Annotated in this window: 27 protein-coding genes and 2 pseudogenes; 9 read left to right on the forward strand and 20 right to left on the reverse strand. The window is 33.3% G+C overall.

What is annotated here, in order from left to right; all coding sequences use genetic code 11:
* Positions 1–163: 163 nt before the first annotated feature.
* Together ACPWTF_RS19365 and ACPWTF_RS19370 are read right to left on the reverse strand one after the other, a co-directional pair.
* Positions 164–961, reverse strand: a complete 798-nt coding sequence (locus tag ACPWTF_RS19365) for a DUF5694 domain-containing protein (RefSeq protein WP_427872573.1) — start codon at positions 959–961, stop codon at positions 164–166.
* An 82-nt stretch (positions 962–1,043) separates the two neighbouring features.
* The gene (locus tag ACPWTF_RS19370; protein ID WP_427872574.1) at positions 1,044–1,841 is read right to left on the reverse strand and encodes a DUF5694 domain-containing protein; all 798 of its coding nucleotides are present in this window, start codon (positions 1,839–1,841) and stop codon (positions 1,044–1,046) included.
* Positions 1,842–2,062: 221 nt separating this feature from the next.
* Between ACPWTF_RS19370 and ACPWTF_RS19375 the strand changes: the two genes are divergently transcribed.
* Together ACPWTF_RS19375 and ACPWTF_RS19380 are read left to right on the forward strand one after the other, a co-directional pair.
* Entirely contained in the window at positions 2,063–3,103 is a 1,041-nt protein-coding gene (locus ACPWTF_RS19375; RefSeq protein WP_427872575.1) for a sensor histidine kinase, read from the forward strand.
* A gap of 3 nt (positions 3,104–3,106) precedes the next feature.
* Positions 3,107–3,820 carry a LytR/AlgR family response regulator transcription factor gene (locus ACPWTF_RS19380; protein WP_095931354.1) on the forward strand — a complete coding sequence of 238 codons (714 nt, stop codon included), beginning with the start codon at positions 3,107–3,109 and terminating at the stop codon, positions 3,818–3,820.
* Between the two features lie 297 nt (positions 3,821–4,117).
* Here the strand turns inward: ACPWTF_RS19380 and ACPWTF_RS19385 are convergent, their stop codons facing one another.
* From ACPWTF_RS19385 to trmD, 18 genes and pseudogenes are all read right to left on the reverse strand, one after another.
* A complete protein-coding gene (locus ACPWTF_RS19385) occupies positions 4,118–4,585 on the reverse strand; it encodes a DUF1456 family protein (protein ID WP_250835191.1) in 468 nt (155 codons plus the stop codon).
* Positions 4,586–4,688: 103 nt separating this feature from the next.
* Complete coding sequence (locus ACPWTF_RS19390) at positions 4,689–5,723, reverse strand: aminotransferase class I/II-fold pyridoxal phosphate-dependent enzyme (protein ID WP_427872576.1); 1,035 nt, start codon at positions 5,721–5,723, stop codon at positions 4,689–4,691.
* Between the two features lies 1 nt (position 5,724).
* Complete coding sequence (locus ACPWTF_RS19395) at positions 5,725–6,735, reverse strand: dipeptide epimerase (RefSeq protein WP_427872577.1); 1,011 nt, start codon at positions 6,733–6,735, stop codon at positions 5,725–5,727.
* 223 nt (positions 6,736–6,958) lie between these two features.
* Positions 6,959–8,005, reverse strand: coding sequence for a hypothetical protein (locus tag ACPWTF_RS19400; RefSeq protein WP_427872578.1), 1,047 nt, complete (start codon positions 8,003–8,005; stop codon positions 6,959–6,961).
* A gap of 115 nt (positions 8,006–8,120) precedes the next feature.
* The gene (gene uvrB, locus ACPWTF_RS19405) at positions 8,121–10,112 is read right to left on the reverse strand and encodes an excinuclease ABC subunit UvrB (RefSeq protein ID WP_250835195.1); all 1,992 of its coding nucleotides are present in this window, start codon (positions 10,110–10,112) and stop codon (positions 8,121–8,123) included.
* 159 nt (positions 10,113–10,271) lie between these two features.
* Positions 10,272–11,213 carry an alpha/beta fold hydrolase gene (locus tag ACPWTF_RS19410; protein WP_427872579.1) on the reverse strand — a complete coding sequence of 314 codons (942 nt, stop codon included), beginning with the start codon at positions 11,211–11,213 and terminating at the stop codon, positions 10,272–10,274.
* An 82-nt stretch (positions 11,214–11,295) separates the two neighbouring features.
* Entirely contained in the window at positions 11,296–11,532 is a 237-nt protein-coding gene (locus tag ACPWTF_RS19415; protein WP_111365373.1) for a uroporphyrinogen decarboxylase, read from the reverse strand.
* Between the two features lie 96 nt (positions 11,533–11,628).
* Positions 11,629–11,931 (reverse strand): type II toxin-antitoxin system RelE/ParE family toxin, encoded by a 303-nt coding sequence (locus ACPWTF_RS19420; protein WP_427872580.1) that lies wholly within the window; start codon positions 11,929–11,931, stop codon positions 11,629–11,631.
* Positions 11,916–12,143 (reverse strand): hypothetical protein, encoded by a 228-nt coding sequence (locus ACPWTF_RS19425; protein WP_095931362.1) that lies wholly within the window; start codon positions 12,141–12,143, stop codon positions 11,916–11,918. Before ACPWTF_RS19425 ends, ACPWTF_RS19420 begins: the two co-directional genes overlap by 16 nt.
* A 57-nt stretch (positions 12,144–12,200) precedes the next feature.
* A complete protein-coding gene (rlmF, locus tag ACPWTF_RS19430; RefSeq protein ID WP_427872581.1) occupies positions 12,201–13,151 on the reverse strand; it encodes a 23S rRNA (adenine(1618)-N(6))-methyltransferase RlmF in 951 nt (316 codons plus the stop codon).
* A 145-nt stretch (positions 13,152–13,296) separates the two neighbouring features.
* On the reverse strand, positions 13,297–13,959 hold the full coding sequence (locus tag ACPWTF_RS19435; RefSeq protein WP_427872582.1) for a thiamine diphosphokinase: 663 nt from the start codon (positions 13,957–13,959) through the stop codon (positions 13,297–13,299).
* A gap of 119 nt (positions 13,960–14,078) precedes the next feature.
* A complete protein-coding gene (locus ACPWTF_RS19440; RefSeq protein ID WP_427872583.1) occupies positions 14,079–14,525 on the reverse strand; it encodes a DinB family protein in 447 nt (148 codons plus the stop codon).
* Position 14,526: 1 nt separating this feature from the next.
* Positions 14,527–15,008: pseudogene (locus tag ACPWTF_RS19445) on the reverse strand (GyrI-like domain-containing protein).
* A 63-nt stretch (positions 15,009–15,071) separates the two neighbouring features.
* Entirely contained in the window at positions 15,072–15,833 is a 762-nt protein-coding gene (locus ACPWTF_RS19450; RefSeq protein ID WP_427872584.1) for a DUF4249 domain-containing protein, read from the reverse strand.
* A gap of 31 nt (positions 15,834–15,864) precedes the next feature.
* Positions 15,865–18,246, reverse strand: coding sequence for a TonB-dependent receptor (locus ACPWTF_RS19455; protein ID WP_427872585.1), 2,382 nt, complete (start codon positions 18,244–18,246; stop codon positions 15,865–15,867).
* 142 nt (positions 18,247–18,388) lie between these two features.
* A pseudogene (locus ACPWTF_RS19460) lies at positions 18,389–20,609 on the reverse strand (NADP-dependent isocitrate dehydrogenase).
* Between the two features lie 279 nt (positions 20,610–20,888).
* A complete protein-coding gene (gene rplS, locus ACPWTF_RS19465; protein ID WP_144214894.1) occupies positions 20,889–21,239 on the reverse strand; it encodes a 50S ribosomal protein L19 in 351 nt (116 codons plus the stop codon).
* Positions 21,240–21,414: 175 nt separating this feature from the next.
* Positions 21,415–22,089 carry a tRNA (guanosine(37)-N1)-methyltransferase TrmD gene (trmD, locus tag ACPWTF_RS19470; RefSeq protein WP_427872586.1) on the reverse strand — a complete coding sequence of 225 codons (675 nt, stop codon included), beginning with the start codon at positions 22,087–22,089 and terminating at the stop codon, positions 21,415–21,417.
* Between the two features lie 197 nt (positions 22,090–22,286).
* On the opposite strand from trmD, the gene ACPWTF_RS19475 reads away from it, so the two are divergent.
* The 7 genes from ACPWTF_RS19475 to ACPWTF_RS19505 all read left to right on the forward strand — a co-directional run bounded on the left by ACPWTF_RS19475 (position 22,287) and on the right by ACPWTF_RS19505 (position 26,708).
* Positions 22,287–22,625, forward strand: coding sequence for a hypothetical protein (locus ACPWTF_RS19475; protein ID WP_427872587.1), 339 nt, complete (start codon positions 22,287–22,289; stop codon positions 22,623–22,625).
* Positions 22,626–22,693: 68 nt separating this feature from the next.
* Positions 22,694–23,230, forward strand: coding sequence for an NADPH-dependent FMN reductase (locus tag ACPWTF_RS19480; RefSeq protein WP_427872588.1), 537 nt, complete (start codon positions 22,694–22,696; stop codon positions 23,228–23,230).
* A 31-nt stretch (positions 23,231–23,261) separates the two neighbouring features.
* Entirely contained in the window at positions 23,262–24,134 is an 873-nt protein-coding gene (locus tag ACPWTF_RS19485) for a sugar phosphate isomerase/epimerase family protein (RefSeq protein ID WP_427872589.1), read from the forward strand.
* A gap of 11 nt (positions 24,135–24,145) precedes the next feature.
* The gene (locus ACPWTF_RS19490; protein WP_427872590.1) at positions 24,146–24,424 is read left to right on the forward strand and encodes a hypothetical protein; all 279 of its coding nucleotides are present in this window, start codon (positions 24,146–24,148) and stop codon (positions 24,422–24,424) included.
* A 14-nt stretch (positions 24,425–24,438) separates the two neighbouring features.
* Entirely contained in the window at positions 24,439–25,056 is a 618-nt protein-coding gene (locus tag ACPWTF_RS19495) for a reprolysin-like metallopeptidase (protein ID WP_427872591.1), read from the forward strand.
* A 4-nt stretch (positions 25,057–25,060) separates the two neighbouring features.
* Positions 25,061–25,411 carry a cupin domain-containing protein gene (locus ACPWTF_RS19500; RefSeq protein ID WP_379797646.1) on the forward strand — a complete coding sequence of 117 codons (351 nt, stop codon included), beginning with the start codon at positions 25,061–25,063 and terminating at the stop codon, positions 25,409–25,411.
* 142 nt (positions 25,412–25,553) lie between these two features.
* Positions 25,554–26,708, forward strand: coding sequence for an MFS transporter (locus ACPWTF_RS19505; protein ID WP_427872592.1), 1,155 nt, complete (start codon positions 25,554–25,556; stop codon positions 26,706–26,708).
* Position 26,709 lies beyond the last annotated feature (1 nt).

Below are 26,709 nucleotides of genomic sequence, written 5' to 3' on the forward strand. Positions count from 1 at the left end.
AATACAAACGCAAAGTTCGCAAAGCTGTATGTTGAAAATAGCCACGAATTCACGAATTTTATTTTTTTACAATCTTTGAAAATAATTCGTGAATTCGTGGCTAAAAAAAAACTTTGCAAACTTTGCGTAATTCTTTGCGCTCTTTGCGGTTAAATCATCAAGTTTATTTCAAAACTGTAGATAGTTCTACAAGTTCAAATTCTGGATCATGTGTTATAAATTCTCTTATCAATGCAGCATGACCAGCTCCAACTAAAATCATTATTTTGTTATCTGTGCTTTCAGTTAGTTTCTGAATTAAAGAATACATATATAAGTTTCTTTTGTACCAATTTGAAACTAAATGCGCTCCTGTAAAATCATCTGGATTTCCAGCTCTATTGGCTACTTCCAAATACCATTGGATGTTTTTATTTTCGGTTTCTTTTTTATTGTAATGCAGCATGAGTTCTTGTAACGAGCTTTTTGCTATTCTTTCATTATGATCTTTTTCATTTCTTTTTTTCCACTCATTATTTCTTTTCAATAAATCCTGTTGGTTTGCTTTTTCCATTGACATCATTAAACTGTCATAACGAAAAGAAGTATAGAGATTCATTCCGTATAATTTTTTATGATTCAGTTTTTTAGCCGTCCGAAGTGCCAGTTGTGTTATTTCGTTTTTGTTAGTTTTAAAAAGACTGTCGGTATTTTTATTGTAAAATTTGTCTAAATCGGCCTGTTCGTTAAATTCCCATTCTACAAATATTTTATCAGGACCAAATTTTTTGATTTTGTCACTCATTATTTCGAGTTCTTTTTGGCTTTTCTCAGACAAGATATCAAAACTGTTTAGTTTAGCAACATCAAGACCAGGATTGGCGTAATGAAATGTTCCAACCAATAATATCTGCTTTTTCTTAGTTTGAGCAGATGCCATGTTAAATGTTATAAGAGCTAGTAATAGAATAATTTTTTGCATGATTTTTTGTTTTTATGGATAATGTATATCGTAGAGGCACACTGCAGTCTACGCAAAGTTTAATGATATGGTTAAAAAAGTATTATTTCAAAACAGTCGATAATTCTACGATTTCAAATTCTGGGTCATGTGCTAGAAATTCTCTTAGCATTGCAGCGTGTCCGGCTCCAAGTAAAACCATGATTTTATTATCTGAGCTTTCGGTTAATTTCTGAACTAAAGAATACATGTATAAGTTTCTTTTGTACCAATTTGAAACTAAAGAAGCACCAGTAAAATCATCTGGATTTCCAGCTCTGTTTGCTACTTCCAAATACCATTGGATGTTATCTTCATTAGACGCTTTTTCATTGTAGTAAAGCATAAGATCTGTTAAAGAACTTTTAGCCATTCTTTCGTTATTATCTTTTACAAACCTTTCTGTTGACTCCGTATTTTTTTTCATTAAATCCTTCTGATTTGCTTTTTCCATTGACATCATCAAGCTATCATAAGGAAAACGGGTACGATAATCAATTCCATACATCTTTTTGTGATTCAGTTTTTTAGCGGTACGTAATGCTAATTGAGTAATTTCATTTAGATCTTTTTTAAGTAAACTGTCGGTGTTTTTACTGTAATACTTGTCTAACTCAGCTTGTTTGCTAAATTTCCATTCTACAAATATTTTATCTGGTCCAAATTTCTTGATTTTGTCACTCATAATTTCGAGCTCTTTTTGGCTTTTCTCAGACATTACATTAAAAGTTTTTATTTTGGCAACATCATGACCAGGATTGGCGTAATGAAAAGTTCCAATTAATAAAATTTGTTTTTTCTTAGTTTGAGCAGAAGTTAAGTTTAATGTAATAATTGCGAGTAATAAAATGATTTTGTGCATGACGTTTTGTTTTTAAATTCATGACAAATGTATTCCGTCTTTTCACCTTTATTTTTTGTTTTTGATGAACCTAGGATTTCATTTTATAAACACCTGAAATTTGCAGAGTAATAATTTCGTGTAACGTTTTTGATAGTTCATCCCTAAAAAAGCATGTTTTAAATAAATGTCATTTTCGATTAAAGGCTTAATTGTATTTTTGAGCTAATTATCATAAAACTATGAAATCAAGAATCCCTTTTTACTATCACATTGTCTTTTTCTTATTATTATTTCTAACGTATATTTTCTGGGATATTGGACTTAATGATCAAAAAATAGAAATTGTAATAAAAGCAATATGTTATGGAATTACGCCAACTCATTTGTTAGCAATATTTTGTATTTACATTCTCAATTTTTATTACTTCTGTGAATGGTTTTTAAACAGGAAGAAATTAGTTTTTTATATTCTGACAATTCCGGTTTCGCTATTGCTTTTTGCGGCTGTTCGCTATTTTTTGCAAGAAGTGGTTATGTTTAATATTACCGGAATGCACAACTACTATGAAGAAGCCAGAGAAATAGGTTATTACATAAAAGACAATTTTTTCTTCGGATTGCCAGCTGTACTTTTAAGCGCATTGACTTTTTTATTTTGGCAGTTTCATACTACGCAACATCAAAATCAGGAATTGCTTCTGGAGAATAAAAAAGCAGAGTTTCAAATGCTGAAAGCACAGGTTAGTCCGCATTTTTTGTTTAATACGCTGAATTCTTTTTATAGCCAGTTGGTTTTAAAAGAAGATGAAATGGCTGATGATATTTTGGTTCTTTCTGATTTACTTCGATATGTTATTACAGAAACAGACAAGGATGAAGCGATACTTTCCAAAGAAATTCAATTCATTCAAAACTATATTCATTTGCAAAAGAAAAGATTTGAAGATCAGTTGTTTTTAGATTTTTCGGTTGAGGGAAATTATTCAAACGAAAAAATCATTTCGTCGGCTTTGGTTCACTTTGTTGAGAATGTTTTCAAGCATGGAAAATTTAATAATGAAGACGAAAAAGCCATTATTTCAATTCGAATAAAGGACGATTTTCTAGAAATTTCAACTTTCAATTATTTCATTGAAGGAGAAAATTATTCTTCAACAGGAATTGGTTTTGATAACTTGACAAAAAGGCTGGAATACACTTATAAAGGCCAATTTATTCTGGAAAAAACAGAAGAAAATAATACCTTTAAAACTTACTTAAAAATACCGCTAAAGAAATAATTTATGACTTTTAAATGCATAATTGTCGACGACGAACCGCCTGCAACGCGAATATTGGAAAATTACATCGGAAAAGTGAATTTTCTGGAGAAGGTTGGCGTTTTTAATGATTCGTTAAAAGCATTAGAATTTCTAAACTCACAATCTGTAGATGTTATTTTTCTAGATATTCAAATGCCTCAATTAACAGGTTTACAGATTTCTAAAATTATTTCTAAAGATATAAAAGTCATTTTTACAACGGCTTATCCAGATTTTGCTTTAGAAGGATTTGAATTAAATGCAGTCGATTATTTATTAAAACCAATTGCATTTGAACGTTTTTATCAAGCTGTTTCTAAATTAAACTCTGAACCGAAAATAGAAGTTTCGAGCACCAGTAACAGCACTGTACCAGATTTTTTATTTATAAAAACCGATGGGAAAAATAAATTTCAGAAAGTTTTTTTGAATGAAGTTTTGTACGTAGAAAGTTTACAGAATTATGTTTGCATTCATACTGTAAAGCAGCAGATTATTACACATTCGTCATTAAAAAATGTTATTGAATCATTACCAGAAAAAGATTTTATTCAAATCCATAAATCGTATGTGGTTTCATTGCAGCATATAGAATCGACAGATAATTTTTCGGTTTTTATAAATGGAAAAGAATTGCCAATTGGAGCTACTTTTAAAGATGCTTTTTTTGATAAAATAGAAGAGAATAAAATTTAATTTTTTTTAACCGCAAAGCACGCAAAGATTTTTGGCTAAGTAATATGAATACAAACGCAAAGTTCGCAAAGCTTTGTGAATAAAATTTTACGAGTTTTATTTCAGATTTCAACCACGGGGACGCAACGTATATCACAAAATGTATTTCTGGGCGTTTCAGCGATTGAAACCGCTGGCTATATTTGAGAGTCAGACCGTAATTAGGATCTTTTTCAAACGCAAAGTTCGCAAAGCTTTGTGAATAAAACTTTGCGAACTTTGCGTAAATCTTAGCGTTCTTTGCGGTTAAATCCTCAATTACGATTTTTTCTTATTGCCGTTTTTGAAAACTACTTTTTCTACCACAACTGGTTTTCCATTTCCTTTTGGGAATGCTTTCTTTTTAGGTTTTCCAGCTGATGAACCTGACTTTGAAGAACTTTGATCTCCTCTATATTTTTCTGAATCTTTTGGAGCAGCTTTAAATTCTGGTCTTTCTTTAGAAGTTTCCTTCTTCGGAATTTCAGATTTATGTTTTGCTAAAACATCATTAGGATTTTTAGGATTTTCTTTAGTTCCTCTTAAATGAATAACCAATCCGTTTAGGAAGTTTCTTAAAACCTGATCGCCACATTCCATGTAATTTGGATGATCTTCTGCTCTAAAAAAAGCGCCCAATTCTGATTTTGAAATTCTAAAATCTACTAATTCTAAAATTTCAATTATTTGGTCATCACGGAGCATCAAAGCCACGCGAAGTTTTTTAAGTATATCGTTATTCGTCATAATTCTTGTTTCAGGTTTTTTTGTGTTTCAAGTTTCAAGTTTCAAGTTTCCAATCTGGAACTAAAACTCTTCATTTATTTTACAAAGGTAGTTTTTAAAATGATTAAAATCTAGAATTGAAATCATTTAAAGTTGCAACAAATTTATCCAAATCTTCTTTTAAATGATTTGCTGTAACTACAATTCGATTTAAGGGTTCGGATTCTTTTGTGTATCTAAAACTCGCAATAATGATATTTTCTTCTTTTAGTTTTTCAACTAATTCATTCGATAAAAGATAAATTAAAGGATAATCTGCATCAAACTTAACGTTCTTATTTTTAATTAAAATCGAATCGATATAACTTAAATTATCTTTCAGTTTTTGATGCTGTATTTTATAAATTTCAGAAGCATCAGAAAGCGTTTGTACAAAAGCGGGATTCATTCCTGCGGCGCTTGTAAAAGTTTCAATTTCTTTTATTTCTTTGATGAATTCCGAATCTGAAGCAATCACTCCGCCTGTCAATCCGAAAGCTTTTCCTAGAGACGAAACCAGGATTTTTCTTTTAATTGGAAAATCAATTGAGGAATAGATTCCAGAACCATTTTTGCCAATAATTCCCAACGAATGCGATTCATCAACAACCAAGGTAATTTCTTTATGGTTTGAAATCTGTTTTAAGAAAGATAAATCAGCAGGTTTGGTTTCAAAAGAAGGAACGCCATCGGTCAAAATGGTTATTTTTTCTGATTTAGGATCTAATAAGCGCTCATTCAATTTTTCATTTATAAAAACAGGAAAGCTATTCTCAATTTGAATAGCCGAATGAATTTCGTTTAAATGATAAAAAAAATCGGTTTGCTTTTTCAATTTTTCTAGAACCAATTTTCCAGCTAACATTCCAGAAGAAACGGTTACAGCATCTTCAGAACCAATATGTTGAACTAAAAAATTTTCGCCCGCAGTATAAGCGCTCAATTGAATATTCGCAGTTCTAGAACTTCCGTAAGTCGTTCCCCATTTTAAAATGTTCTGAACGACTAAATCCTGAAATTTCTTGTTTGTTGGAAGTCCCAAATAGGCAGTTCCTCCAAAATACAGATACTGTTTTTGGTCAATTTCAATGATTCGATCTGGAAATTTTTCGACTATCATTTTACAGCAATGTAACTCCTGTTCCGTTAAGATTTGAATAATGGACTACACCCTCTTCAATTGTTACACCAGTTGCAATGTCTTCAGACAAAAGCAAGGCGCCATCCATATCAACATAATCCAATTGAGGAAGCAAATGTGCAATAGCAGAAATTCCGACAGTAGATTCGGTCATACAGCCCACCATTGTTTTTAAACCTAGTTTTTTGGCTTCTTCGATCATGCGTTTTCCTGGAGTTAAGCCGCCGCATTTTACGAGTTTTACATTTACGCCATGAAAATGGTTAAAACATTTCGCCACATCTTCTTCAATAATACAGCTTTCATCAGCAATTACAGGAAGGACAGAATGTTTGAAGACTTCTTTGTGGCCTTCCCAGTTATCTGCCTTCATTGGCTGTTCTAGAAATTCAACTCCCAATTTTTTCAATTCGGCCGCATTATTGATGGTTTCGTCAACCGTCCATCCACAATTGGCATCAATTCTAAAAATGGCATTGGTATGTTTTCTAAGTTCTTTTACAATAGCAATATCTTCTTTTGTTCCTAATTTAATTTTATAAATAGGCCAAGGCAGTTCTTGCATTTTAAAAACCATTTTTTCTATTGTATCAATTCCAATCGTATAATCAGTCAACGGATTATGATCGGTTTTGTAATTCCATAATTCGTATAATTTTTTTCCTTTTTTACGCGCATACAAATCATTATAAGCTAAATCTAAAGCGCATAAAGCAAACATATCCTCTTTTAAATACGGATGAATTTTTGACCAAAATACTTCTGGAGTCTCATTTTCTGTGTTTTCAATAATCGATCTAATTTTCTCCAAATCAGCGATCATCATTGGAACCGTAATATGATAATATGGATTTGAAGTAGCTTCTCCAAAACCAGAAAAACCATCACTTTGTAATTCTACAATTAAGGAAGGCTGAAAATCTATAGATTCTCTAGAAATCGTAAAAGTGTGTTTAAGTTTTAGATTGTATTCTCTTAAAATTAGTTTCATGGCTAATCCTTGTTTTGTGTTTCTGTTTAAAAAATAGAATTCTAACTCTTTTTGATTGACATTTTTATACCAATGCCTGTTTGTAAATCTGGTGCATTATCTAGATTTAAATCTTCCCGAAGATACACAAAATAAGAAAATCGCTTCGTAGAATAAGTACAAATTGCACTCCATCCTTCTAAATCTTCATACAAATGAGATATGGTCTTTTGCCAGTGTGTATTTATTCTTTGGCCGTTAGAACAATATAATCCATATCTTTTTTCTTGTTGTAAGAATTCTGGAAATTATAATTGATACCGTATGAAATTCGATTGTTGTTTTTAAGTTTTACTTTGTAATTAATAAGACCTTCAAAACTGCATAAAAAATCTTGATTGCTAAGATTTACGCCATCTCCATATTCAAAAATATGCTGACGTAAAACACCTAAACTTAATCCGAAACTTAGAATATTTTTATCCTTAATGATCATTTTTTTTAAGATGGAAGAAGAAATTCCGAAATCTGAAGCAGGATTATATTTTGAAGTATTAATACCCAGCTGAGCGCCAAAATTTAAGTAAATATGATGTTTTTCATTCATTTCTAGTTTAGGGTAATACGTATAATTTATATCAAGCCCAGAAATTAGAAAGTCATTGTTGTCCATTGTTAAGACCTTATTGTTTTCGTCTTTATAAGCTATTCCAGCTTGGTTTATACCATAATGGTATCTTGAAAAAGGATCTTTTCCGCCTGCAATATTGCGATGGAACCATTCGATTGATTCATCTGAAGTAAAAATAGAATACGGATATTTACCCCGATCAAGCGAGTTAGCTCGAAGGCTGAAACTCAATTCGTGATTAACTGTAAGCGGTAACGTAAAATTAAAGCGATACGATCGAATAACGCCATCGGCCTCAAATTCTTTAATTTTGGATGGCACTTTATCTAAATCAAATGAAAATTCGCGCGAATGCCAAGGCTGGTTTTTGGAAATTTCGCGGTCATTAGGATCAGTCAATTCATATGATTTTACATAAGGAAGCACCACGTTTCCGCTTGAAACTTCAAATGCGAATGAATATTTATCGGTCGAGCGAACGTTGAAATTGTGGTTTAATCTTGATATATAAATACCAAATGGATGAGTCGAAAGAGTATTAGGTTTTATAATGTCGGATGAATTTTCTAATTCTTCATTCCAAAAATCACTTTTATTTGATTGTGCTGTTGATACGCGGCTAAAAATTAAAAAAACAAAAAAGAGTATATAATATTTCATTCTAGAATTTAAAAATTTTTGATAAATCTAATGAATTTTAAAAAGATTAGATTGGTTAATTTTTAAAAAATGAATTTCGTTATTATGGCTTTATTTTTTTGGAATAAAGCCTTTTTTAAGGCAGTTGTTCCTGTAATTTTTTAATTTCGTCACGAAGTTTAGCAGCTTGTAAAAAGTCAAGTTCTTTTGCGGCTTTCTCCATTGTTTTGCGCTTTTCGCGAATCATTTTTTCCAGTTCAGCTTTAGATAAATAGGCAGTTTCTGGCTCAGCAGCAACAGGAATTGGATGACCTAATTCATATTCTACCAATGGGTTTTTGGTGAAAGCGCTTTCGATTTTCTTGTTTAGAGCTTGAGGAGTTATATTATTTTCTACGTTGTAATTAATCTGTTTGGTTCTTCTATAATTGGTCTCGTCAATTGTTCGCTGCATACTCGCTGTAATTTTATCAGCATACATAATGGCTTTACCATTTAAGTTTCTCGCTGCACGACCAATAGTTTGCGTCAAAGATCTATGATTACGCAAGAAACCTTCTTTGTCGGCATCTAAAATGGCAACGAGAGAAACCTCTGGTAAATCTAAACCTTCACGAAGTAAGTTTACTCCAATAAGAACATCAAAAATACCTTTTCGCAAGTCTTGCATGATTTCGATACGTTCTAAAGTATCAACTTCAGAATGTATGTAGCGGCATCGAATGCTTACTTTTGTTAGGTATTTGGCCAATTCTTCGGCCATTCTTTTGGTTAAAGTCGTAACGAGAACTCTTTCGTCTAATTCACAACGAACCTGAATTTCTTCAATCAAGTCATCAATCTGATTTAAGCTTGGACGAACTTCAATTTCAGGGTCTAATAATCCGGTCGGTCGGATAATTTGCTCGACATAAATACCATCCGATTTTTGCAATTCGTAATCTGCAGGAGTTGCAGAAACATATATTACCTGATTTTGTAATGCTTCAAATTCTTCAAATTTCAAAGGTCGGTTGTCCATTGCTGCAGGAAGACGGAAACCATATTCTACCAAGTTTTCTTTTCGGCTTCGATCACCTCCATACATGGCGTGAACTTGCGAAACGGTTACGTGACTCTCATCCACAACCATTAAATAATCACTTGGAAAATAATCTAACAAGCAGAAAGGTCTCGTTCCCGCTTCACGTCCGTCAAGATATCTTGAGTAATTTTCAATGCCAGAACAATATCCTAATTCGCGAATCATTTCTAAATCGAAATTGGTTCTTTCTTCCAAACGTTTCGCTTCAAGATGTTTTCCAATTTCTTTAAAATAATCTACTTGTTTCACTAAATCCTGCTGGATTTGCCAAATCGCGCCTTGTAAAACTTCTGGAGAAGTCACAAACATATTGGCAGGATAAATCGTTAAACGCTGAAATTTTTCTATTACCTGAGAAGTTTTGGCATCAAATGCTTCAATTTCCTCAATTTCATCTCCAAAAAAATGAATTCGATACGCATCATCGGCATAACTTGGATAAACTTCTACTGTATCTCCTTTAATTCTGAAAGTTCCAGGATTAAAATCGGCTTCAGTTCTGGCATATAAACTCTGAACTAAACTATGCAATAATTTAGTTCTCGAAATTACCTGATCACGTTTAATTTCAATTACGTTTTTCTGAAATTCAACAGGGTTTCCGATACCATATAGACAAGAAACAGAAGCTACAACCAAAACGTCACGTCTTCCTGAAAGTAGGGAAGAAGTGGTGCTTAAACGCATTTTCTCCAATTCTTCATTGATAGATAAATCTTTTTCAATGAAAACTCCCGTTACAGGCATAAATGCTTCTGGCTGATAATAGTCGTAATAAGAAACGAAGTACTCCACCGCATTGTTTGGAAAAAACTGTTTGAACTCCGAATACAATTGCGCTGCTAAAGTTTTGTTGTGCGCCAAAACCAAAGTGGGTCTTTGCACTTCCTGAATAACATTGGCAACAGTAAACGTTTTTCCCGAACCGGTAACTCCTAATAATGTTTGGTATTTATCTCCGTCAACCACGCCTTGCGCCAATTTTTGTATGGCTTGTGGCTGATCTCCTTTTGGACTATATTCTGAAGAAACTTGAAATTTCATTTGCGTATACTGAAAATTTGGTTTTGTAAAGATACGAAGTTTGTGTAAGTAAGTAGTTTAAAGTCTGTCCCGAATTGTACTAATTTGCACTAATTTTGTTTATGAAACCAATGTAAATGCAAAGCTTATTTGTAAAAATGTGTGACAAAAAAAATACTCTTAATCTAAAAAACTAATAACAGCGTCATTTACAATCTTGGGCTGATCAATAGTTAGAAAATGCCCTGCATCTTTGATGATTCTAGTTTCGCTTTTTGATAAATGTTTCTTCGCCCTTTCTAGACTTTCTTCTGAATTGATAACGTCTTTATCTCCAATTAAAACCAAAACAGGATTTTGAATCGATTCTAATTCTTTATCTGAAAAAGGCATCATTTTAAGCATGCTAGAATTGGATTTTGCGTATTTATTAGCCAAATAAAACTGTCTTTTGTAAATACGGCTTATGTTTTCTGGATGAGCTGAAAAGGTGTTTAATGTTTTACTAAATTTCTTTTCGCTCGGAAAAAGTTTTAGCATCAATGCAGAAGTTGTTTTTCTAGGTTTATCAAGAAATTTAAAAGTCTGTGCAGGACTTAATAAAACAATTTTATCGATAGAATTTTGTTTTTGAGTTGCTAATAATGTAGCAATCCAGCCGCCTCGTGAAGCCCCGATTAGATCCAATTTTTTTAATTTATAATGAGCGAAAATTTCGTTATAGAAAACAACAATATCATCAGATGAAAGCGGTTTTGCCGTTAGATGGGATTTGTTAGGTTCCATTATAAAATCGATGGCATAAATGCGATGGTTTTTGGCTAGAACTTTAATGTTTGGGTACCACATAGTAGAACTGGCGTCCATTCCGTGAAGTAAGACTAAGCTTTTCCCGTTTCTTGGCCCTGCGATTACAATGTGCGCCGTTCCAAAACTTGTTTTTACGTCTTCTTCGCTATAAGGAATATTCCAAAGTTTTAAAGCCTTATCATAGGCAGTTTGATATTTTGTCTCTTCGGCTTTGGTTTTAAAAACATAATCGTCAAATTTTGCTTTTTTTGAAGCACAACTTGTCACTAAAAAAAGTACAATTGCTAAGCGGGAATATATTTTTAATATCATAATAAAATTCAATTTTCAGCTTAAAGTTACGATTAGAGTAGGTGAAAAGGGTATCAGAATTTTATTTTAAAATATCATAATTTTAAGATTTATCGTTTTTGGAGGTTAAATAATAAATCTGTACAAAAGCTAAAATCGCGTTCGGAATAATTACTGGCCAAAGCCATTGGTTGAAATCTCTGTAATCATTTAAAAAAATGCCGTAAATGACAAAACAGATACAGCCAAACATATTAATAAATCGGATCGCTCTAAGGTTTTTTAGCAAAAAACCTCCAACAATAAATACAGACGCGAGATAACCAATGTATTCTGCCATGATATTGATTTTAAATAGTTTACAATAAATGTAGCAAAAGCTATTTATAAAATCAAGGTTTTGTTTTGGAAATGAGTTCTTTAGTTAGAAACAGGATTATAATTTCTTGGGATTACGACTTGTATGGCGAATTCTTAAAATATGAATTTCATTGAAAGTTATTTTGTATGATATCCTATAACTGTAGATTTCATATGCGCGATAATCTCTATTGTTTGGAATTTTCATTTCATCCAATTCGTAAATTTCCCAGTTTGTTTTTAAGATTGTTACGGAGTTGTAAATAGTATCAATTACTTTGTTTGGGATATTCTTATTTTTAGATTCTTTAAATATATGAAAGTATATCTTTTCAAGCTGATTTTTAGCAGCTTTAGACCAAATTATTTCTTTTTCCATTGCTCAATTTGATCCTTAATTTCATTATGAGAGTAGAAATTGCCACTTTGAATATCTTCTTCGGCAACTTTTAAATCTTCATTGTATCTTTCAGAATAATTGACAGGAGTTTTACGACTATCTAAAATTGTTTTTAGTGCAGATAAAAATTGATCGTCATCAATTTTTCCAATTTCAGAAATTAAAATATTTTTAAGCTCGAGAGTGTTCATGATTGCATAATTTTATCGAAGTTACAAAACAAAACGATACTATTGATTTTGAAAATCTTAAAATTTCCAAGAGTTATGCTCAGTATCATTTAGGAAGCTCCAAGCCACAATTCGGCTATTTTTTTGTCCTTGCGACATTTCGATTGTTTGGACAGAAACGGCGTTTACTTTTTTCAATATTTTGTAGATCGAAGAAAGATTTTCTTTTTTAGAAACCAGAGTGGTAAACCATAAAACTTGCGAAGGATATTTAGCGCTTTCATAAATCATTTGCGTGATGAATCCGATTTCGCCGCCATTGCACCACAATTCTGCATTTTGTCCACCAAAATTCAAAATGGGATTTGTATTTCTTTTTTCTTTCGGATTAAGATTGGAAACCTTTCGAGAAGTACTTTTATTCGCTTCCTCAGCAGAGGCATGAAAAGGCGGATTACACATCGTGAATGTAAAATGGTCTTCGGGCGTGATGATATTTTTGAAAATAAATCGGGGTTCGGTCTGTTGTTGCAAACTGATAGAATCGATTAATTCTGGATTGGCTTCGATAATTTTACTGCAATTTTCGATTGCTTTTTGGTCAATATCTGTTCCAACAAAACTCCAGTTATAAATTGAATTCCCTAATATCGGATAGATTAAATTTGAACCGGTACCGATATCTAATCCTAAAACATGTGAGGTTTCTGGAATCTGATTATTGTTGCTTTCTGCCAATAGATCGGCAATATAATGAATGTAATCCGCGCGTCCTGGAATTGGCGGGCAAAGATAATTTTTAGGAATATCCCAGTTTTGAATGCCGTAATAGGTTTTCAGTAAAGCCTTGTTTAATGCTTTTACAGCAGACGGATTGCTGAAATCAATAGTTTCGATTCCGTATTTGTTTACAGAAATAAAAGCTTTCAATTCTGGGCAATTTGAAATCAGTTTTTCAAAATCATATCGGTTTCGATGAAGATTTCTTGGGTGTAAATTGCTTTTTTCGGAATTGTCGTTTGTTTTCATTTTCATTGATTTCGAGTGCAAAGATAGGTATTCCTTTTTTGTAGAAAGAGTTGTTTTGAAAATGAGTGCCTAGCCCTGATGGGAGCGGCATCCTTTTGTGGTGGGGTTCACCACAAAAGATATAGCGGACAGCAGGAATTAGCTTCTAATCAAAACACTCCATTAAAAGCAAATCCCCTTCTCGATGTGTAATGGTTACAATGCCATCTTTTTCGACAGAATTACTGCTTCCGGTTCTATAGCCCATTGTAAGGGTATCGTTGTTTAATTCGTACTTTAAATTGGCTGAAGAAATTCCGTTTACAACACCAATTGGAATAAGTGAAATTGGTGTTTTAGCGGTATACCATTTCTCAAATTTTGTTGGAAGTAAAAATATTTTTGAATGATCGTCGAGAATTACAATTTTGAGTGAATTTCTGTAACGAACAATCTGTGTAAGGTTTGTAATCGTATGATCGGCGCGTTTTCCGGTTGCCCAAACGACATTTACGGCAGGAATTTTTCTTTCGATAAGATAATCAAAAGCCTTTTCTAGATCTGTTTTATCTTGATCTGGCGTATGAACGATTTCGATTGGAAATTGCGAAGTTTTATAAATTTCAGGATCAAAACCGCGGTCAAAATCACCCAAAAGCACATCGACTTTTATGCCTAATTCAATCACTCTTTCAATAGCCGAATCTAACACGATAACCAGTGGCGACCATTCTAATAATTGTCCTAATAATTCGGGATCGCAGGCTGCGCCATTTGCAATTATTAAAGCCGGTTCTTGATCGTCGCGAACTATATGGTGTGATGACATAAGCGTTTTTTTGAATGTGGTGTAAAGGTACGGGTTAGAATTTTAGATTTATGATTTTAGATTTTAGATTTTTTGGTAATCTTAGTAAAAATCTAAAATCTGCAATCTCAAATCTACAATCAGAAATCAAGAAGTCTTCTGTGGTAATTGATTTGTCCTAAATGATAGGCTAAATGGGTTGAAAGATGAATTAAGAAAAAGCCTGTTGTCATCTCTTTTTCAAAAACAATCTGCGGATAAATCTGTTCTAAATCTTTTTCAGTTAAGGAATCCAAGCTTTTATTGATCACTTCAATCGTGTCTTCGATTTTAGAAATCAATTCTGGTTTTGGAATATCTTTTAATGAAAACTCTAACGGACGATTTCGAACGTAACCAGTTTTACCAATTTCAGCGCCAATGTAAGTGTTTAGATTTCCAATTAAATGCAGGCATAAATTTCCAGCTGAATTGGAAATGTTTTTATCTATTACCCAAATTTGTTTTTCGAATTCGTACGATTCGATCTCAAATTTTAGTTTGTTAAGATCCCTATTGAAAAGAATTTTTAGTGATTCTATAACCATTTTAATTTCTATTTTTTATCGGAATCCAAATTTCTTCTTCAGAAGTTGGGTCGTCTTTTTTGTATTTATGATCCATTACGGCAAAATGCGGTCTGTCATCTACTGTATATTCAGACTTTGGGAGCCATTCTGCAAAAATGTAATGATATGTTTTATGAGCTTCTGTTGCAGGGCCTAATGAAGAAAAACGGCATATAAACCATCTGGAACAATTAAAGTTTTCATTCCTTCTGGAATAGTTTGATAATCTGAAACTTCTACTGCGGCCCATTTCTGGAAACTGTCATTAGGATCAAAATTATCAAAATGGTTTTTTGCATACACTTCTAAAGAATATAAATTGGCATCAATAGCATTTTTTATTTCTTTTCGATTGGGCATAAAACCACTCCATAATTGAAAAGTTTTATTCTCGATAAATGACATTTCGATAGAATGTCCAACGAGTTTTTTCTCGGTTAAGTTTTTAATGATGGGTAGCATAATTACTCAATTTTGTATTTCTGTGTACTGGTTTCGCTTAGAGAGAAATACCCAAGCGGATAATTATTTTTGTCTGTTGTATTGATGATGTTTCCTTTTACGGTGGCTGGCGGCGATTGAAACGGGACCTCCAACATTACTTCCCGCTATACTTACCAAGATGTTCATGTAATTATAATATTGCTTAGAAATCCCGTAATGCGTTACCTCGACTTCATCTCCTGCTTTTAAATCTTCATCAATGGCGCTGCTGAAAATTTCATTTCCTTGATAAAATTTATCTTCAGAAACATAATAATTTGAAGTTACTTTATTCGAATAAACATATTTAAATAAATAAAAATTGTCTTCATCTGCAGGATCTGTAAAATAAGCTTTTATTTCGATATCTTCTCCTGTAAAACCGCTGTTATTTTTTTGTTCGATTCGAGTAATTGGCGCTACCGATTTTAAAACTTCAGATGCTGTATAAGTGTTTCCTTTGTCAATAACGGTTAGAGTATATTCGTCATTAATTTCAGGTCTGAAATTAGGGCAGATATAATGCCCTGTATTATTAAATTCGATAAAATTAAATTTCTGATTTTTGCTGTTTGTCACATAAACCACCGCATTTGATACTGCAGGAATAACATCCTCAAAATAACCTGTTGTCGATGTTAATCTAATAACTTGTTGTTTTCCAGAAGTGCCCTTTTCCCAAGTTATAGCGGCTTCGATCACTAGTTTTGGAGGAGCGGTATCTAAGTCAACATCAACTACTTCTTCGCAACTAGTGAAAAACAATGATGTAAAAAATACGATTAAAAAAACTAATTTTCTCATAAGCTTATTTTTAGTTTTTGAACTCATTTTTTTAGAATTTGAAATTATAACTTACTGCAGGAACAATTCCGAAAATGGATAATCTCACGGCTTCATTTGCCCCCGTATCAACATTTTGCCTAAAGTTGATTGAAGCGGCATTCATTCGATTATAAAGATTGTAAATACTGAAAACCCATTCGCCTTTCCAGTTTCTATTTTTATTGTTGCGCGGCGTTAAAGTTGCAGAAATATCCAAATGATTATAAGAAGGAAGTCGATTTTCGTTTCGTAAACCATAACTTGGAACTATAATGCCTAAATATTGGTACTGTCCGTTCGGATACGTTACTGGCTGTCCTGACTGCAATGCAAAGTTAGCACCAAATGACCATTTTTCGTTTAAATTGTATGCAGATGTAATCGCTAAATTATGTGTTTTGTCATAAGCAGATGCGTACCATTTGCCATCGTTAATACCAATTTCTTCTGGAGTTCTTCCTGGAGTCTGCTGTTCCGATCTTGAGAGCGTGTACGAAATCCAGCCATTAAATCGGCCTTTGTTTTTCTTTATCATCAGTTCTAAACCATATGAGCGCATTTGACCATTTAAAATAACCTGTTCTATGGCATTGTTGGCAATTAAATCGGCTCCGTCTATATAATCTAGTCTGTTTTGTATTTTTTTGTAATAGGTTTCTACTTCTAGCGAATAAGCGTCATTATAAATATTTCTAAAATAACCTAACGCCACCTGATCTGCAAGTTGAGGTTTAATGTAATTATCGCTCGGCATCCAAACATCTAGCGGAGTAGGAGATGAGGTATTAGAAATTAATTGAAGATATTGCGCCATTCTATTGTAACTCGCTTTTAGAGCTTGTTCATCATTTAATTGGTACGAAATAGAAAAACGGGGTTCAAGATTTTTGTAACTCTGAATGACTTTGTTTTTGCCAAAATATTGTGTTGAAGTTGGCGTGCCTTTTTCGTAAATCTGCATGTCGGTATTAAAAACTACGGCTTCATTGTTATCGTAGTAATTAATAGTAGAAGCGCCTAATCTGTAAAATAAGCTGTATCGCAATCCGTAAGCGACAGTAAGTCTTTTAGAAATCTGACTTTCGGCATCTAAATAAATAGAAGGTTCAAAAGCATATTTTCTATCCAATTGATCTGGATTAATACCAGAATCTTCCCCGGTTGGCTTTATGGTTCCTGGATTAAAGTTGTAATAAATTCCATTAACGCCATAATTCAGTTTTAATTTGTCTGAAAGATAATGTTTGAAATCGTATTTGATGTTATAGTTTTTGATTCCTGAATCCCAATTGAAACCAACAAAATCAAGATCCAATCCGTAATAGTAATCACTATAAATTAAGGATAGATTGGAGAATAATTTATCAGAATACAGATGATTCCATCTTAGATTTAAAGTTGAATTTCCATAAGTATTGGTAAAACTTTTATTTAATCTGAAAACGTCTCGTCCAAAATATCCAGATAAATACAAACTGTTATTATCGTTGAGTTTATAGTTTAATTTGGTATTTAAATCATAAAAATAAGCTGCATTGTCTTTGTTGTCTTCAGAAAGTTTAAGAAAAAGATGTGCGTAAGAAGCCCTTCCGCCAATTAAGAAAGAACCTTTGTCTTTTACAATTGGACCTTCTGCCAGTAAACGGCTCGAAATTAATCCGATTCCGCCATTCATATGAAAATCTTTACTGCTCCCGTCTTTTTGATAAATTTCTAAAACCGAAGAAGCTCTTCCGCCATATCGTGCCGGAATTCCGCCTTTATACAGTTTTAAATCTTTAATCGCATCAGGATTAAAAACAGAAAAGAATCCGAAAACGTGAGACGAATTAAAAATAGTCGCTTCATCTAAAAGAATAAGGTTTTGGTCTGCACCGCCTCCGCGGACATTAAATCCAGAAGCTCCTTCGCCTGCATTGGTAACGCCTGGAAGTAATAAAATAGATTTCAAGACGTCTACTTCTCCTAAAACAACAGGCATTTTTTTTATGGTCGAAATGGAGAGTTTGTTCACGCTCATTTCTGGCGATTTGATATTGGCTTTGCTTTTGTTTTCAGTAATGATGACTTCCTGCAGTTCTTCGCCACCTTCTTTGATCGAGAAATTGTTTTTTATATTCTGATCTAAAACAATATTTTTTTGAATGGTTTGATAGCCCACGTAGCTAATTTCGATTTCATATTCGCCTTTTGGTATAGAAATAGAATAAAAGCCGTATTCGTTGGTTGTGGTTCCAATTTTTAAAGCTGGAATAAAGATATTAACTCCAATTAAAGTTTCGTTGTTTTTACTGTCGCTGATAGTTCCGCTTAAAGTAAATTTTTCCTGCGCAAATGAGGTGAAGATCGTTAAAATGAAAAGAAGAAATGTGCAGGTATTTTTTGTAATCATTATATTGATTTTGATTTACATAGATAATGAATTCTTACTAAATATTCTTACGGAACTTTTGTTAAACATAAGTTAAGATAAAAAAAGGACAACCTTGTGGGTTGTCCTTTTTGTTTATTTCGAAATACAGATGTATTCTGAATTATTTGATTTTAGCAACAATAGCGTTGAAAGTTTCACTAGGACGCATTGCTTTGCTTATTAACTCAGGAGTTGGTTGGTAGTAACCTCCAATGTTCTGCGCTTTTCCTTGAGCACCAATTAATTCTGCATCGATTTTAGCTTCGTTAGCTTCAAATTCAGCAGCAATTGGAGTAAAGATAGCTTGCAATTCAGCATCTTTAGTTTGAGCAGCCAAAGCTTGAGCCCAATAGAATGCTAAATAGAAGTGAGAACCACGGTTGTCAATCTGACCCACTTTACGAGCTGGAGATTTATCATTTGCTAAGAATTTATCGTTAGCTTGATCTAAAGTTTCAGATAAAACAATAGCTTTAGAGTTGTCTAAAGTTTGTCCTAAATGTTCTAAAGAAGCGCCAAGAGCTAAAAATTCTCCTAATGAATCCCAACGTAAGTATCCTTCTTCTGTAAATTGCTCAACGTGTTTAGGAGCAGAACCTCCAGCACCCGTTTCAAACAATCCACCACCGTTCATTAACGGAACGATAGAAAGCATTTTAGCAGAAGTTCCTAATTCTAAAATTGGGAATAAATCTGTTAAGTAGTCACGTAAAACGTTTCCAGTTACAGAGATCGTATCTAAACCTTTGATGATTCTGTCTAAAGTAAATTCTGTAGCAGCAATTGGGTTTAAAATACGAATATCTAAGTTTGTAGTATCGTAGTCTTTAAGGTATTTTTGAACTTTTACGATCAATTCTCTATCGTGTGCTCTGTTTTCGTCTAACCAGAAAACAGCAGGAGTACTAGATAAACGAGCTCTGTTTACAGCCAATTTAACCCAGTCTTGAATAGGAGCGTCTTTTGCCTGACACATTCTAAAAATGTCATTAGCTTCAACATTTTGCTCCATTAAAACATTTCCGTTTTGGTCAACCACACGTACAACACCGTCACCTTTAATTTGGAAAGTTTTGTCGTGAGATCCGTATTCTTCAGCTTTTTGAGCCATTAATCCAACGTTAGGAACACTTCCCATTGTTTTCGGGTCAAAAGCACCATGTTTTTTACAGAAATCGATAGTTGCAGTATAAACTCCAGCATAAGATCTATCTGGAATAACAGCAAATGTATCTTGTGCTTTACCTTCTTTGTTCCACATTTGTCCAGAAGTACGGATCATTGCTGGCATAGAAGCATCAACAATTACGTCAGATGGAACGTGTAAGTTTGTAATTCCTTTATCAGAATTTACCATTGCCAAAGCTGGTTCGGTTTGCAATTGCCTGATCGATAGCAGCTTCAACTTCTGCTTGCTCAGGTCTTCCAGCAATTTTAGCGTAGATATCGCCTAAACCATTTCTAGTGTCAACGTTTAATTCAGCAAATAAAGAAGCGTATTTTTCGAAAACATCTGCAAAATATACTTCAACGATAGCGCCAAAGATAATTGGATCAGAAACTTTCATCATTGTAGCTTTTAAGTGTACAGAAAGTAAAACTCCTGCAGCTTTAGCTTCAGCGATAACATCAGCAGCAAAAGCTTTTAATTTGCTTACGCTTAAAACAGAGCTGTCAATAATTTCTCCAGCTTTTAATGGAGTACTTGCTTTAAGAACAGTTGCAGTTCCGTCTTTAGCAACAAATTCGATTTTTACATCATTAGCTTCATTTACAGTTAATGATTTTTCACTTCCGTAAAAATCACCGCCTGACATAGAAGCCACTTTAGTTTTTGAGTCAGCAGACCAAGCACCCATAGAGTGCGGGTTTGCTTTTGCAAAGTTTTTAACTGCTCTTGGAGCTCTACGATCAGAGTTTCCTTCACGTAAAACTGGGTTTACAGCAGAACCTAAAACTTTTGCATATTTAGCTTTAATTTCCTTTTCAGCATCGTTTTGTGGATCTTCTGGGAAATTTGGTACGTTGTATCCGTGCGATTGTAATTCAGCAATAGCCGCTTTTAATTGCGGTACAGATGCTGAAATGTTTGGTAATTTGATAATGTTTGCTTCTGGCTGAGTTGCTAATTGACCTAATTCTGCCAATGCATCTCCAGTTTTTTGAGCATCTGTCAAAGAATCTGGGAAGTTTGATAAAATTCTTCCTGCCAGCGAAATATCTCTGGTTTCGATTTCAATTCCAGCTGTTGCTGTAAAAGCTTGAACAATTGGTAACAAAGAGTAAGTTGCCAATAACGGCGCCTCATCAGTTAAGGTGTAAAAAATTTTTGATTTATTCATTTTCTTTTTTTTTATAATCGTATCGTCAGGAGTTAACGATGTAAAAGATATATTCGGCTCAAAATGAGCGGAGCAAATATAATAAAATCACAACGAAAACGGTTGAGTTTTGATGAGAAAAGACGAAATTAACAGATTGTTATTTCGAGCTCGTTAAATTGCTAAATCGATGATTTTGGTATTAAAAAATTACGGTTTTGTTAGTGGTAGAAATAGAACATAAAAAAAACTCGTTTCAAAGAATATGAAACGAGTTTTTTATAACATTTTGATAAATGATTATCTTCTTTTATCTTTAATCTTAGCTTTTTTACCAGTAAGTTGTCTGAAGTAGAAAATTCTAGCTCTACGTACAGCACCTTTCTTGTTAACTTCGATTTTTTGTAAAGCTGGTAAGTTTACTGGGAAGATACGCTCAACACCAACAGATCCAGACATTTTACGGATAGTAAAAGTTTCTGTGTTACCAGAACCTCTTCTTTGAATTACAACTCCTTTAAAAAACTGAGTTCTTGTTTTTTCACCCTCTTTAATTTCGTAGAAAACAGTAATTGTGTCTCCAGCTCCGAAATCTGGGAAATCTTTTTTAGCAACGAATTCGTCTTGAACGAATTTTAATAAATCTGCCATGATAATTTAAATTATGGTTTTTATATTAGAGCAACATTCACGGATCTCGCCAGAGGTTGGTCAAATTCGGGTGCAAATGTAGATAAAAAAAATTAAATTCCAATAAATTAAATTACAAATTCCAATTTCTTAACTGCTTGGTTAATTGGGATTTGTAATTTTTAAAATTTGGAATTTACTCAAGCAAATCTGGTCGTCTATTTTTAGTATGTTCATACGCCATGTCTTCTCGCCATTTATCGATTTTGGCTGCGTGTCCGCTGGTTAAAACTTCTGGAACTTTCCATCCTTTATAATCTGCAGGTCTTGTATATATTGGTCCTGAAAGCAAATTGTCCTGAAAACTATCTGTCAAGGCTGAGGTTTCGTCACTTAAAACACCAGGAATTAATCGAATTAAAGCATCAGATAAAACTATAGCGCCCAATTCTCCTCCAGACAAAACATAATCGCCAATTGAGATTTCTTTTGTAATAAAATGATCTCTAACTCTTTGATCAACACCTTTGTAATGTCCGCACAAAATGATAATGTTTTCATACATTGACATTTTATTTGCCATTTTTTGGTCTAAAGTTTCGCCGTCAGGAGACATATAGATTATTTCGTCATATTCTCGCTGACTTTTCAAATGCGTAATGCAATCATCAATAGGCTGAATTGTCATTACCATACCCGCTCCGCCGCCAAAAGGATAATCATCTACACTTTTCTGTCTATTTGTGCTGTAATCACGAAGATTGTGAAAATGAACTTCGACCAAACCTTTATCAATGGCGCGTTTCATAATTGAGGCCTCAAACGGACTTCTTAATAATTCAGGTAAGAGTGTAATAATGTCAATTCGCATCTTTAATCGATAATTTCTTCCCGGCAAAGATACAAATATTGCATGGAGTCTTTTGGTAATAATTATATAACATACTTATTAAATTGTGTAAAAGTTAATGTTGTAACTTTATTTATCATTACATTCTTAATTATCAATGGTATAGCGACCAAATCCAAACGTAAATTCAAATACTTATTATGAAAAAAACAATATTAATGTTCCCACTGCTTGCACTCTTTGTGTTCTCTTGTGCAAGTACGAGCTCAGCTACGGTCGATGTGGGAGAAGCTAAATCGAAAGTGCTAAAAACCTTAGGGAATCCGGTAAGAACTTTAGATAATAATCAAAATGGTGAAATTCTTGTTTACGCAGATCAAGTTTTTACTGAAGATGGAACAACTTCATTGGCCGGATCAAACTACTGGCGCTACAATTATGTGTACATAAGTAAAGAAGGTAAAGTTACATCAACACGACAAGAGAAACAGAATTATCCGCCTCAAGCAATTGATTCTGCAAAAATGGAAGGATTAAATTTATTGACATCTAAATAAGTTTATCACAAATATTTTTGAACAATTCGTATTTTTAGATTCATTTAGAAATACGAATTGTTTATTTAATGACTTCACCAAAAATAAAAATCCTTGCCATATCTGGAAGTACGAGAAGTAATTCCAGTAATTTCAAAATTCTGAAATACATTTCAAATTATTTAAAACCTAATTTTGAAATAGAAATTTTCGAAGATTTAGAAAGCCTTCCTCATTTTAATCCCGATTTAGATACAGATAATCCTCCGCAAGAAATCACTTCATTTAGAAATAAAATAAGAGATGCTGATGGCGTTATTATTTGCACGCCCGAATATGTGTTTAGCCTTCCGGGAAGTTTAAAAAATGCTTTAGAATGGTGTGTTTCAACCACGATTTTTTCAAACAAGAAAACAGGACTAATTACAGCTTCAGCTTCTGGAGAAATGGGACACGAACAGCTTTTGCTGGTAATGAAAACACTCGAAGCTAAATTTGATGATGCAACACAGCTTTTAATTCAGGGAGTTCGCGGAAAAGTTAGTGCTGAAGGCGAAATCACATCAGAACAAACCGCAGAAGCACTTCAAAATTTTGCAGAAAACTTTAAGAATCAATTTTTGTGATATATTTACTTTCTGAAATTTATATCATAAAATGATTAGCAGAAGAAATTTTATCGTAACCACAGGTCTTGCTGCAACAGCTGTTTTGGCTTCACCATCATTTGCATTTTCTATGAATAAAAAAGAAATAGGCTTACAGCTGTATACGCTTCGTGAAGAACTTCCGAAAGATGTAAAAGGAACTTTAGAAAAAGTTGCCCAAGCAGGTTTTACCAATGTCGAAACATACGGTTTTTCGATAAAAGATCAGTTTTGGGGATTAACGCCAAAAGAACTTAAAAAGATTTTAGATGATAATGGATTGAAAGCCGTTAGCGGACATTATAATTTAGGAAGCTTTTTGTATGATGGCAATACCGAAGAATTAATTGCGTCAATTAAAGCTGCAAAAATTCTAAAAAGCGAATTTCTAACTGTTCCATGGGTTGATGAACCTTTCAGAAGAAATATTGAAGATTATAAAAAGATAGCCACTCGTGTAAATGAAGCTGCAAAAATGTGTAAAAGTGCAGGTTTGAAACTGGCCTATCATAATCATGATTTTGAATTTCAAAAGCACGATGGCGTAACGGGTTATGAAATTTTATTAAAGGAAACCGACAAAGATTTAGTCTTTTTTGAATTGGATTTGTATTGGGTAATTCATTCTGGAAATGATCCTTTAAAATTATTCAAAGAAAATCCCGGCCGCTTTAAAATGTGGCACGTAAAAGATAAAGACAAAATAAATAATGATCTAAATACCGAAGTTGGTTCTGGAACAATCGATTTTAAACCTATTTTTAAAGAAGTAAAACAATCGGGAATGGTTCATTTTTTTGTAGAACAGGAGAATAATTTTGCTTCCAATTCTTTTGAATCAATTAAAACGAGTTGTGATTTTATTTCGAAAAATTTAATCTAGTAAATTGATTTATGAAGAAACTTCTTTTGGTGTTATTAGTTATTCTTTGTTCTTGTGAATCAAATAAGAAAGAAAAATCAAAATCAAATCACGAGCCAAAGCAGGAGCTTAATTTAAAGGTAGATCCCTATTTTGTAGCGATCAAAACTAATGATGTTAAGCTTGCTGAGCCAGTTTTTGGTGATTGGCTGTATTCTCGTAAAGAAAAGGGCAGACTTTTGAGCAGTTTATTAAAACAAAACATGTTGTTCCGACTAAAGAAGAAAATATTATTTATCTGCAGCCTATAGGAACATTTAATTCGTTGCAGGTCAAACAAATTGAATTGGTTCGTCAATATTTGCAAATATTTTTTCAGCTAGAAACCAAAGTTTTAAAAGATGTTTCAAATGCTATTATTCCGAATAATGCTAGAAGAATTGGAGATGTTGGGCAGGAGCAATTTTTAGCAGGTTATATTTTAACCGATGTGTTAAAAAAAGAAAAGCCCAATAAAGGTGTTGCTTTAATGGCCATAACAGAAAAAGATTTGTACCCAAAGCCAGAATGGAATTATGTGTTTGGATTAGCATCTTATAGGGATAAAATTGCGGTAAGTTCGATGTACAGAATGCAAAAAGAAGCAGACTTTAATTTGAGTTTAGATCGATTATTGAAGATTTGTTCACACGAAATAGGGCATATGTTCGGTTTGCATCATTGCATTGAAGCGAATTGTGTTATGAACGGAACAAATAGCATGGTAGAAACAGATAGACATTCCCTTAGATTGTGTTCTCTTTGTCAAAGAAAACTAAATTCGGGATTAAAATACGATAATAAAAAAAGATTACTTGAGTTAGAAAAGTACTTCAAGGAAAATAAATTAAAAGAAGGTTTAGAATTGATGGAAAAAGACCTTAAAAGCATTCAACAAAAATAAAAAGATCATGAGTTTAGGAACAAGCAAAGAATTTATAAAAGGAGACGAAATCGAGTGGGAAGTAGTCGGAGAAGGAATAAAACGCAAAATTTTAGCTTTTGACGAAAGAGTGATGCTGGTAAATGTGCATTTTGAGAAAGGCGGAATAGGTGTTTTACACGAACATTATCATACACAAGTTACTTATGTAGCAAGCGGAAAATTCGATGTTACGATAAACGGTGTGACCGAAACGTTAAAGGAAGGCGATAGTTTTTACATTCCGCCTCATGCAATTCATGGAGTTGTGTGTTTGGAAACAGGAATGCTAACGGATGTTTTTGGCCCTGCGAGAGAAGATTTTTTAAAATCATAACAGGTTTAAAATCAGTTGATTTTTAGGTTTAAAATCCTGATCTAATCTTAAATTTAAAAATTTTATAACTTTTTTAAAGATTCAATTAAGATTAGATCGGTATTTTTGCAGCATGAATTTATCTAAAACAAATGTACTTTTTATGGCAGTTTGCACTGGTCTTATAGTTGCAAATCTTTATTACTGCCAGCCTTTGATTGTTTTAATTGCCAACGAATTTAAAATTCCTGAAGCCAGCGCCGGAACGATAACCTATCTAACTCAAGCAGGTTACGCGATCGGACTGTTTTTTATGGTTCCGCTTGGCGATAAAATAGAACGAAAAAGGCAAATTTTAATGACCACTTTTGCTACTGTAATTGCTTTATTAATTGCAGCAACAGCCAAAAGTTTTCTTGTTTTGCAAATTGCTTCATTGCTAATTGGAATCACGTCGATTGTACCACAGCTTATTCTTCCTCTTGCAGCTTCTTTAAGCGCGCCCGAAGAACGAGGGAAAGTGGTTGGAACTATTATGAGCGGACTTTTAGTTGGGATTTTGCTTTCGCGAACTTTAAGCGGATTTATCGGTCAAGTTTTAGGCTGGAGATCGATGTTTTATATCGCGGCAGGAATTTGTCTTTTGATCTTTTTTGTCATTCAAAATAAATTTCCGCAGAATAAACCACAGTTTCAAGGAACTTACGGACAATTGATTCAATCTTTATTTACCTTAATTAAAACACAGCCCGTTTTGCGCGAAGCAACGGCAATTAATGTTTTTAGTTTTGCTCAGTTTGGAGCATTCTGGACTACAATGGTTTTATTGCTTTCTGGCGAACCTTTTAATTTTAATAGTGCTACAATTGGTCTGTTCGGAATTGTTGGAGCTTCTGGAGCTTTGGCTGCGCCTTTGGTTGGGAAATTGGGAGATAAAGGAAACTCTAGAATTGCAGTAGGTTATGGCTGTTTATTAGTTTTAATAAGCTTTATGGTTTTCTATTTTGCTATTGAAAGTGTAATCGGTATTGCAATCGGAATTGTGTTTATTGATATCGGAATTCAAGGCGTTCACATTTCAAACCAAACACGTGTGTATTCATTATTGCCAGAAGCTAGAAACAGATTAAATACAGTCTTTATGTCGCTTACTTTTCTAGGTACTGCTGCAGGATCTGCTTATGGTTTAATGTTGTGGAAATGGGGCGGATGGCACGCTGTAACCATTGGTTGTATGGTTTTATCTGCCTTGTCATTAACAGTTTATGGACTTACTTATAAATCAAAATCTAAAAAGGCAAAAGCACAAATTGATTAAA

Source organism: Flavobacterium sp. MMS24-S5 (assembly GCF_050320125.1).
In the GTDB taxonomy this organism is placed as follows: Bacteria; Bacteroidota; Bacteroidia; order Flavobacteriales; family Flavobacteriaceae; genus Flavobacterium; species Flavobacterium tyrosinilyticum.

Bases quoted from the DNA above. Each gene is read 5' to 3' on its own strand.
- ACPWTF_RS19365 (WP_427872573.1), bottom strand. From the start codon at position 961: ATGCAAAAAATTATTCTATTACTAGCTCTTATAACATTTAACATGGCA.
- ACPWTF_RS19370 (WP_427872574.1), bottom strand. From the start codon at position 1,841: ATGCACAAAATCATTTTATTACTCGCAATTATTACATTAAACTTAACT.
- ACPWTF_RS19375 (WP_427872575.1), top strand. From the start codon at position 2,063: ATGAAATCAAGAATCCCTTTTTACTATCACATTGTCTTTTTCTTATTA.
- ACPWTF_RS19380 (WP_095931354.1), top strand. From the start codon at position 3,107: ATGACTTTTAAATGCATAATTGTCGACGACGAACCGCCTGCAACGCGA.
- ACPWTF_RS19385 (WP_250835191.1), bottom strand. From the start codon at position 4,585: ATGACGAATAACGATATACTTAAAAAACTTCGCGTGGCTTTGATGCTC.
- ACPWTF_RS19390 (WP_427872576.1), bottom strand. From the start codon at position 5,723: ATGATAGTCGAAAAATTTCCAGATCGAATCATTGAAATTGACCAAAAA.
- ACPWTF_RS19395 (WP_427872577.1), bottom strand. From the start codon at position 6,735: ATGAAACTAATTTTAAGAGAATACAATCTAAAACTTAAACACACTTTT.
- ACPWTF_RS19400 (WP_427872578.1), bottom strand. From the start codon at position 8,005: ATGAAATATTATATACTCTTTTTTGTTTTTTTAATTTTTAGCCGCGTA.
- uvrB (WP_250835195.1), bottom strand. From the start codon at position 10,112: ATGAAATTTCAAGTTTCTTCAGAATATAGTCCAAAAGGAGATCAGCCA.
- ACPWTF_RS19410 (WP_427872579.1), bottom strand. From the start codon at position 11,213: ATGATATTAAAAATATATTCCCGCTTAGCAATTGTACTTTTTTTAGTG.
- ACPWTF_RS19415 (WP_111365373.1), bottom strand. From the start codon at position 11,532: ATGGCAGAATACATTGGTTATCTCGCGTCTGTATTTATTGTTGGAGGT.
- ACPWTF_RS19420 (WP_427872580.1), bottom strand. From the start codon at position 11,931: ATGGAAAAAGAAATAATTTGGTCTAAAGCTGCTAAAAATCAGCTTGAA.
- ACPWTF_RS19425 (WP_095931362.1), bottom strand. From the start codon at position 12,143: ATGAACACTCTCGAGCTTAAAAATATTTTAATTTCTGAAATTGGAAAA.
- rlmF (WP_427872581.1), bottom strand. From the start codon at position 13,151: ATGAAAACAAACGACAATTCCGAAAAAAGCAATTTACACCCAAGAAAT.
- ACPWTF_RS19435 (WP_427872582.1), bottom strand. From the start codon at position 13,959: ATGTCATCACACCATATAGTTCGCGACGATCAAGAACCGGCTTTAATA.
- ACPWTF_RS19440 (WP_427872583.1), bottom strand. From the start codon at position 14,525: ATGGTTATAGAATCACTAAAAATTCTTTTCAATAGGGATCTTAACAAA.
- ACPWTF_RS19450 (WP_427872584.1), bottom strand. From the start codon at position 15,833: ATGAGAAAATTAGTTTTTTTAATCGTATTTTTTACATCATTGTTTTTC.
- ACPWTF_RS19455 (WP_427872585.1), bottom strand. From the start codon at position 18,246: ATGATTACAAAAAATACCTGCACATTTCTTCTTTTCATTTTAACGATC.
- rplS (WP_144214894.1), bottom strand. From the start codon at position 21,239: ATGGCAGATTTATTAAAATTCGTTCAAGACGAATTCGTTGCTAAAAAA.
- trmD (WP_427872586.1), bottom strand. From the start codon at position 22,089: ATGCGAATTGACATTATTACACTCTTACCTGAATTATTAAGAAGTCCG.
- ACPWTF_RS19475 (WP_427872587.1), top strand. From the start codon at position 22,287: ATGTTCCCACTGCTTGCACTCTTTGTGTTCTCTTGTGCAAGTACGAGC.
- ACPWTF_RS19480 (WP_427872588.1), top strand. From the start codon at position 22,694: ATGACTTCACCAAAAATAAAAATCCTTGCCATATCTGGAAGTACGAGA.
- ACPWTF_RS19485 (WP_427872589.1), top strand. From the start codon at position 23,262: ATGATTAGCAGAAGAAATTTTATCGTAACCACAGGTCTTGCTGCAACA.
- ACPWTF_RS19490 (WP_427872590.1), top strand. From the start codon at position 24,146: ATGAAGAAACTTCTTTTGGTGTTATTAGTTATTCTTTGTTCTTGTGAA.
- ACPWTF_RS19505 (WP_427872592.1), top strand. From the start codon at position 25,554: ATGGCAGTTTGCACTGGTCTTATAGTTGCAAATCTTTATTACTGCCAG.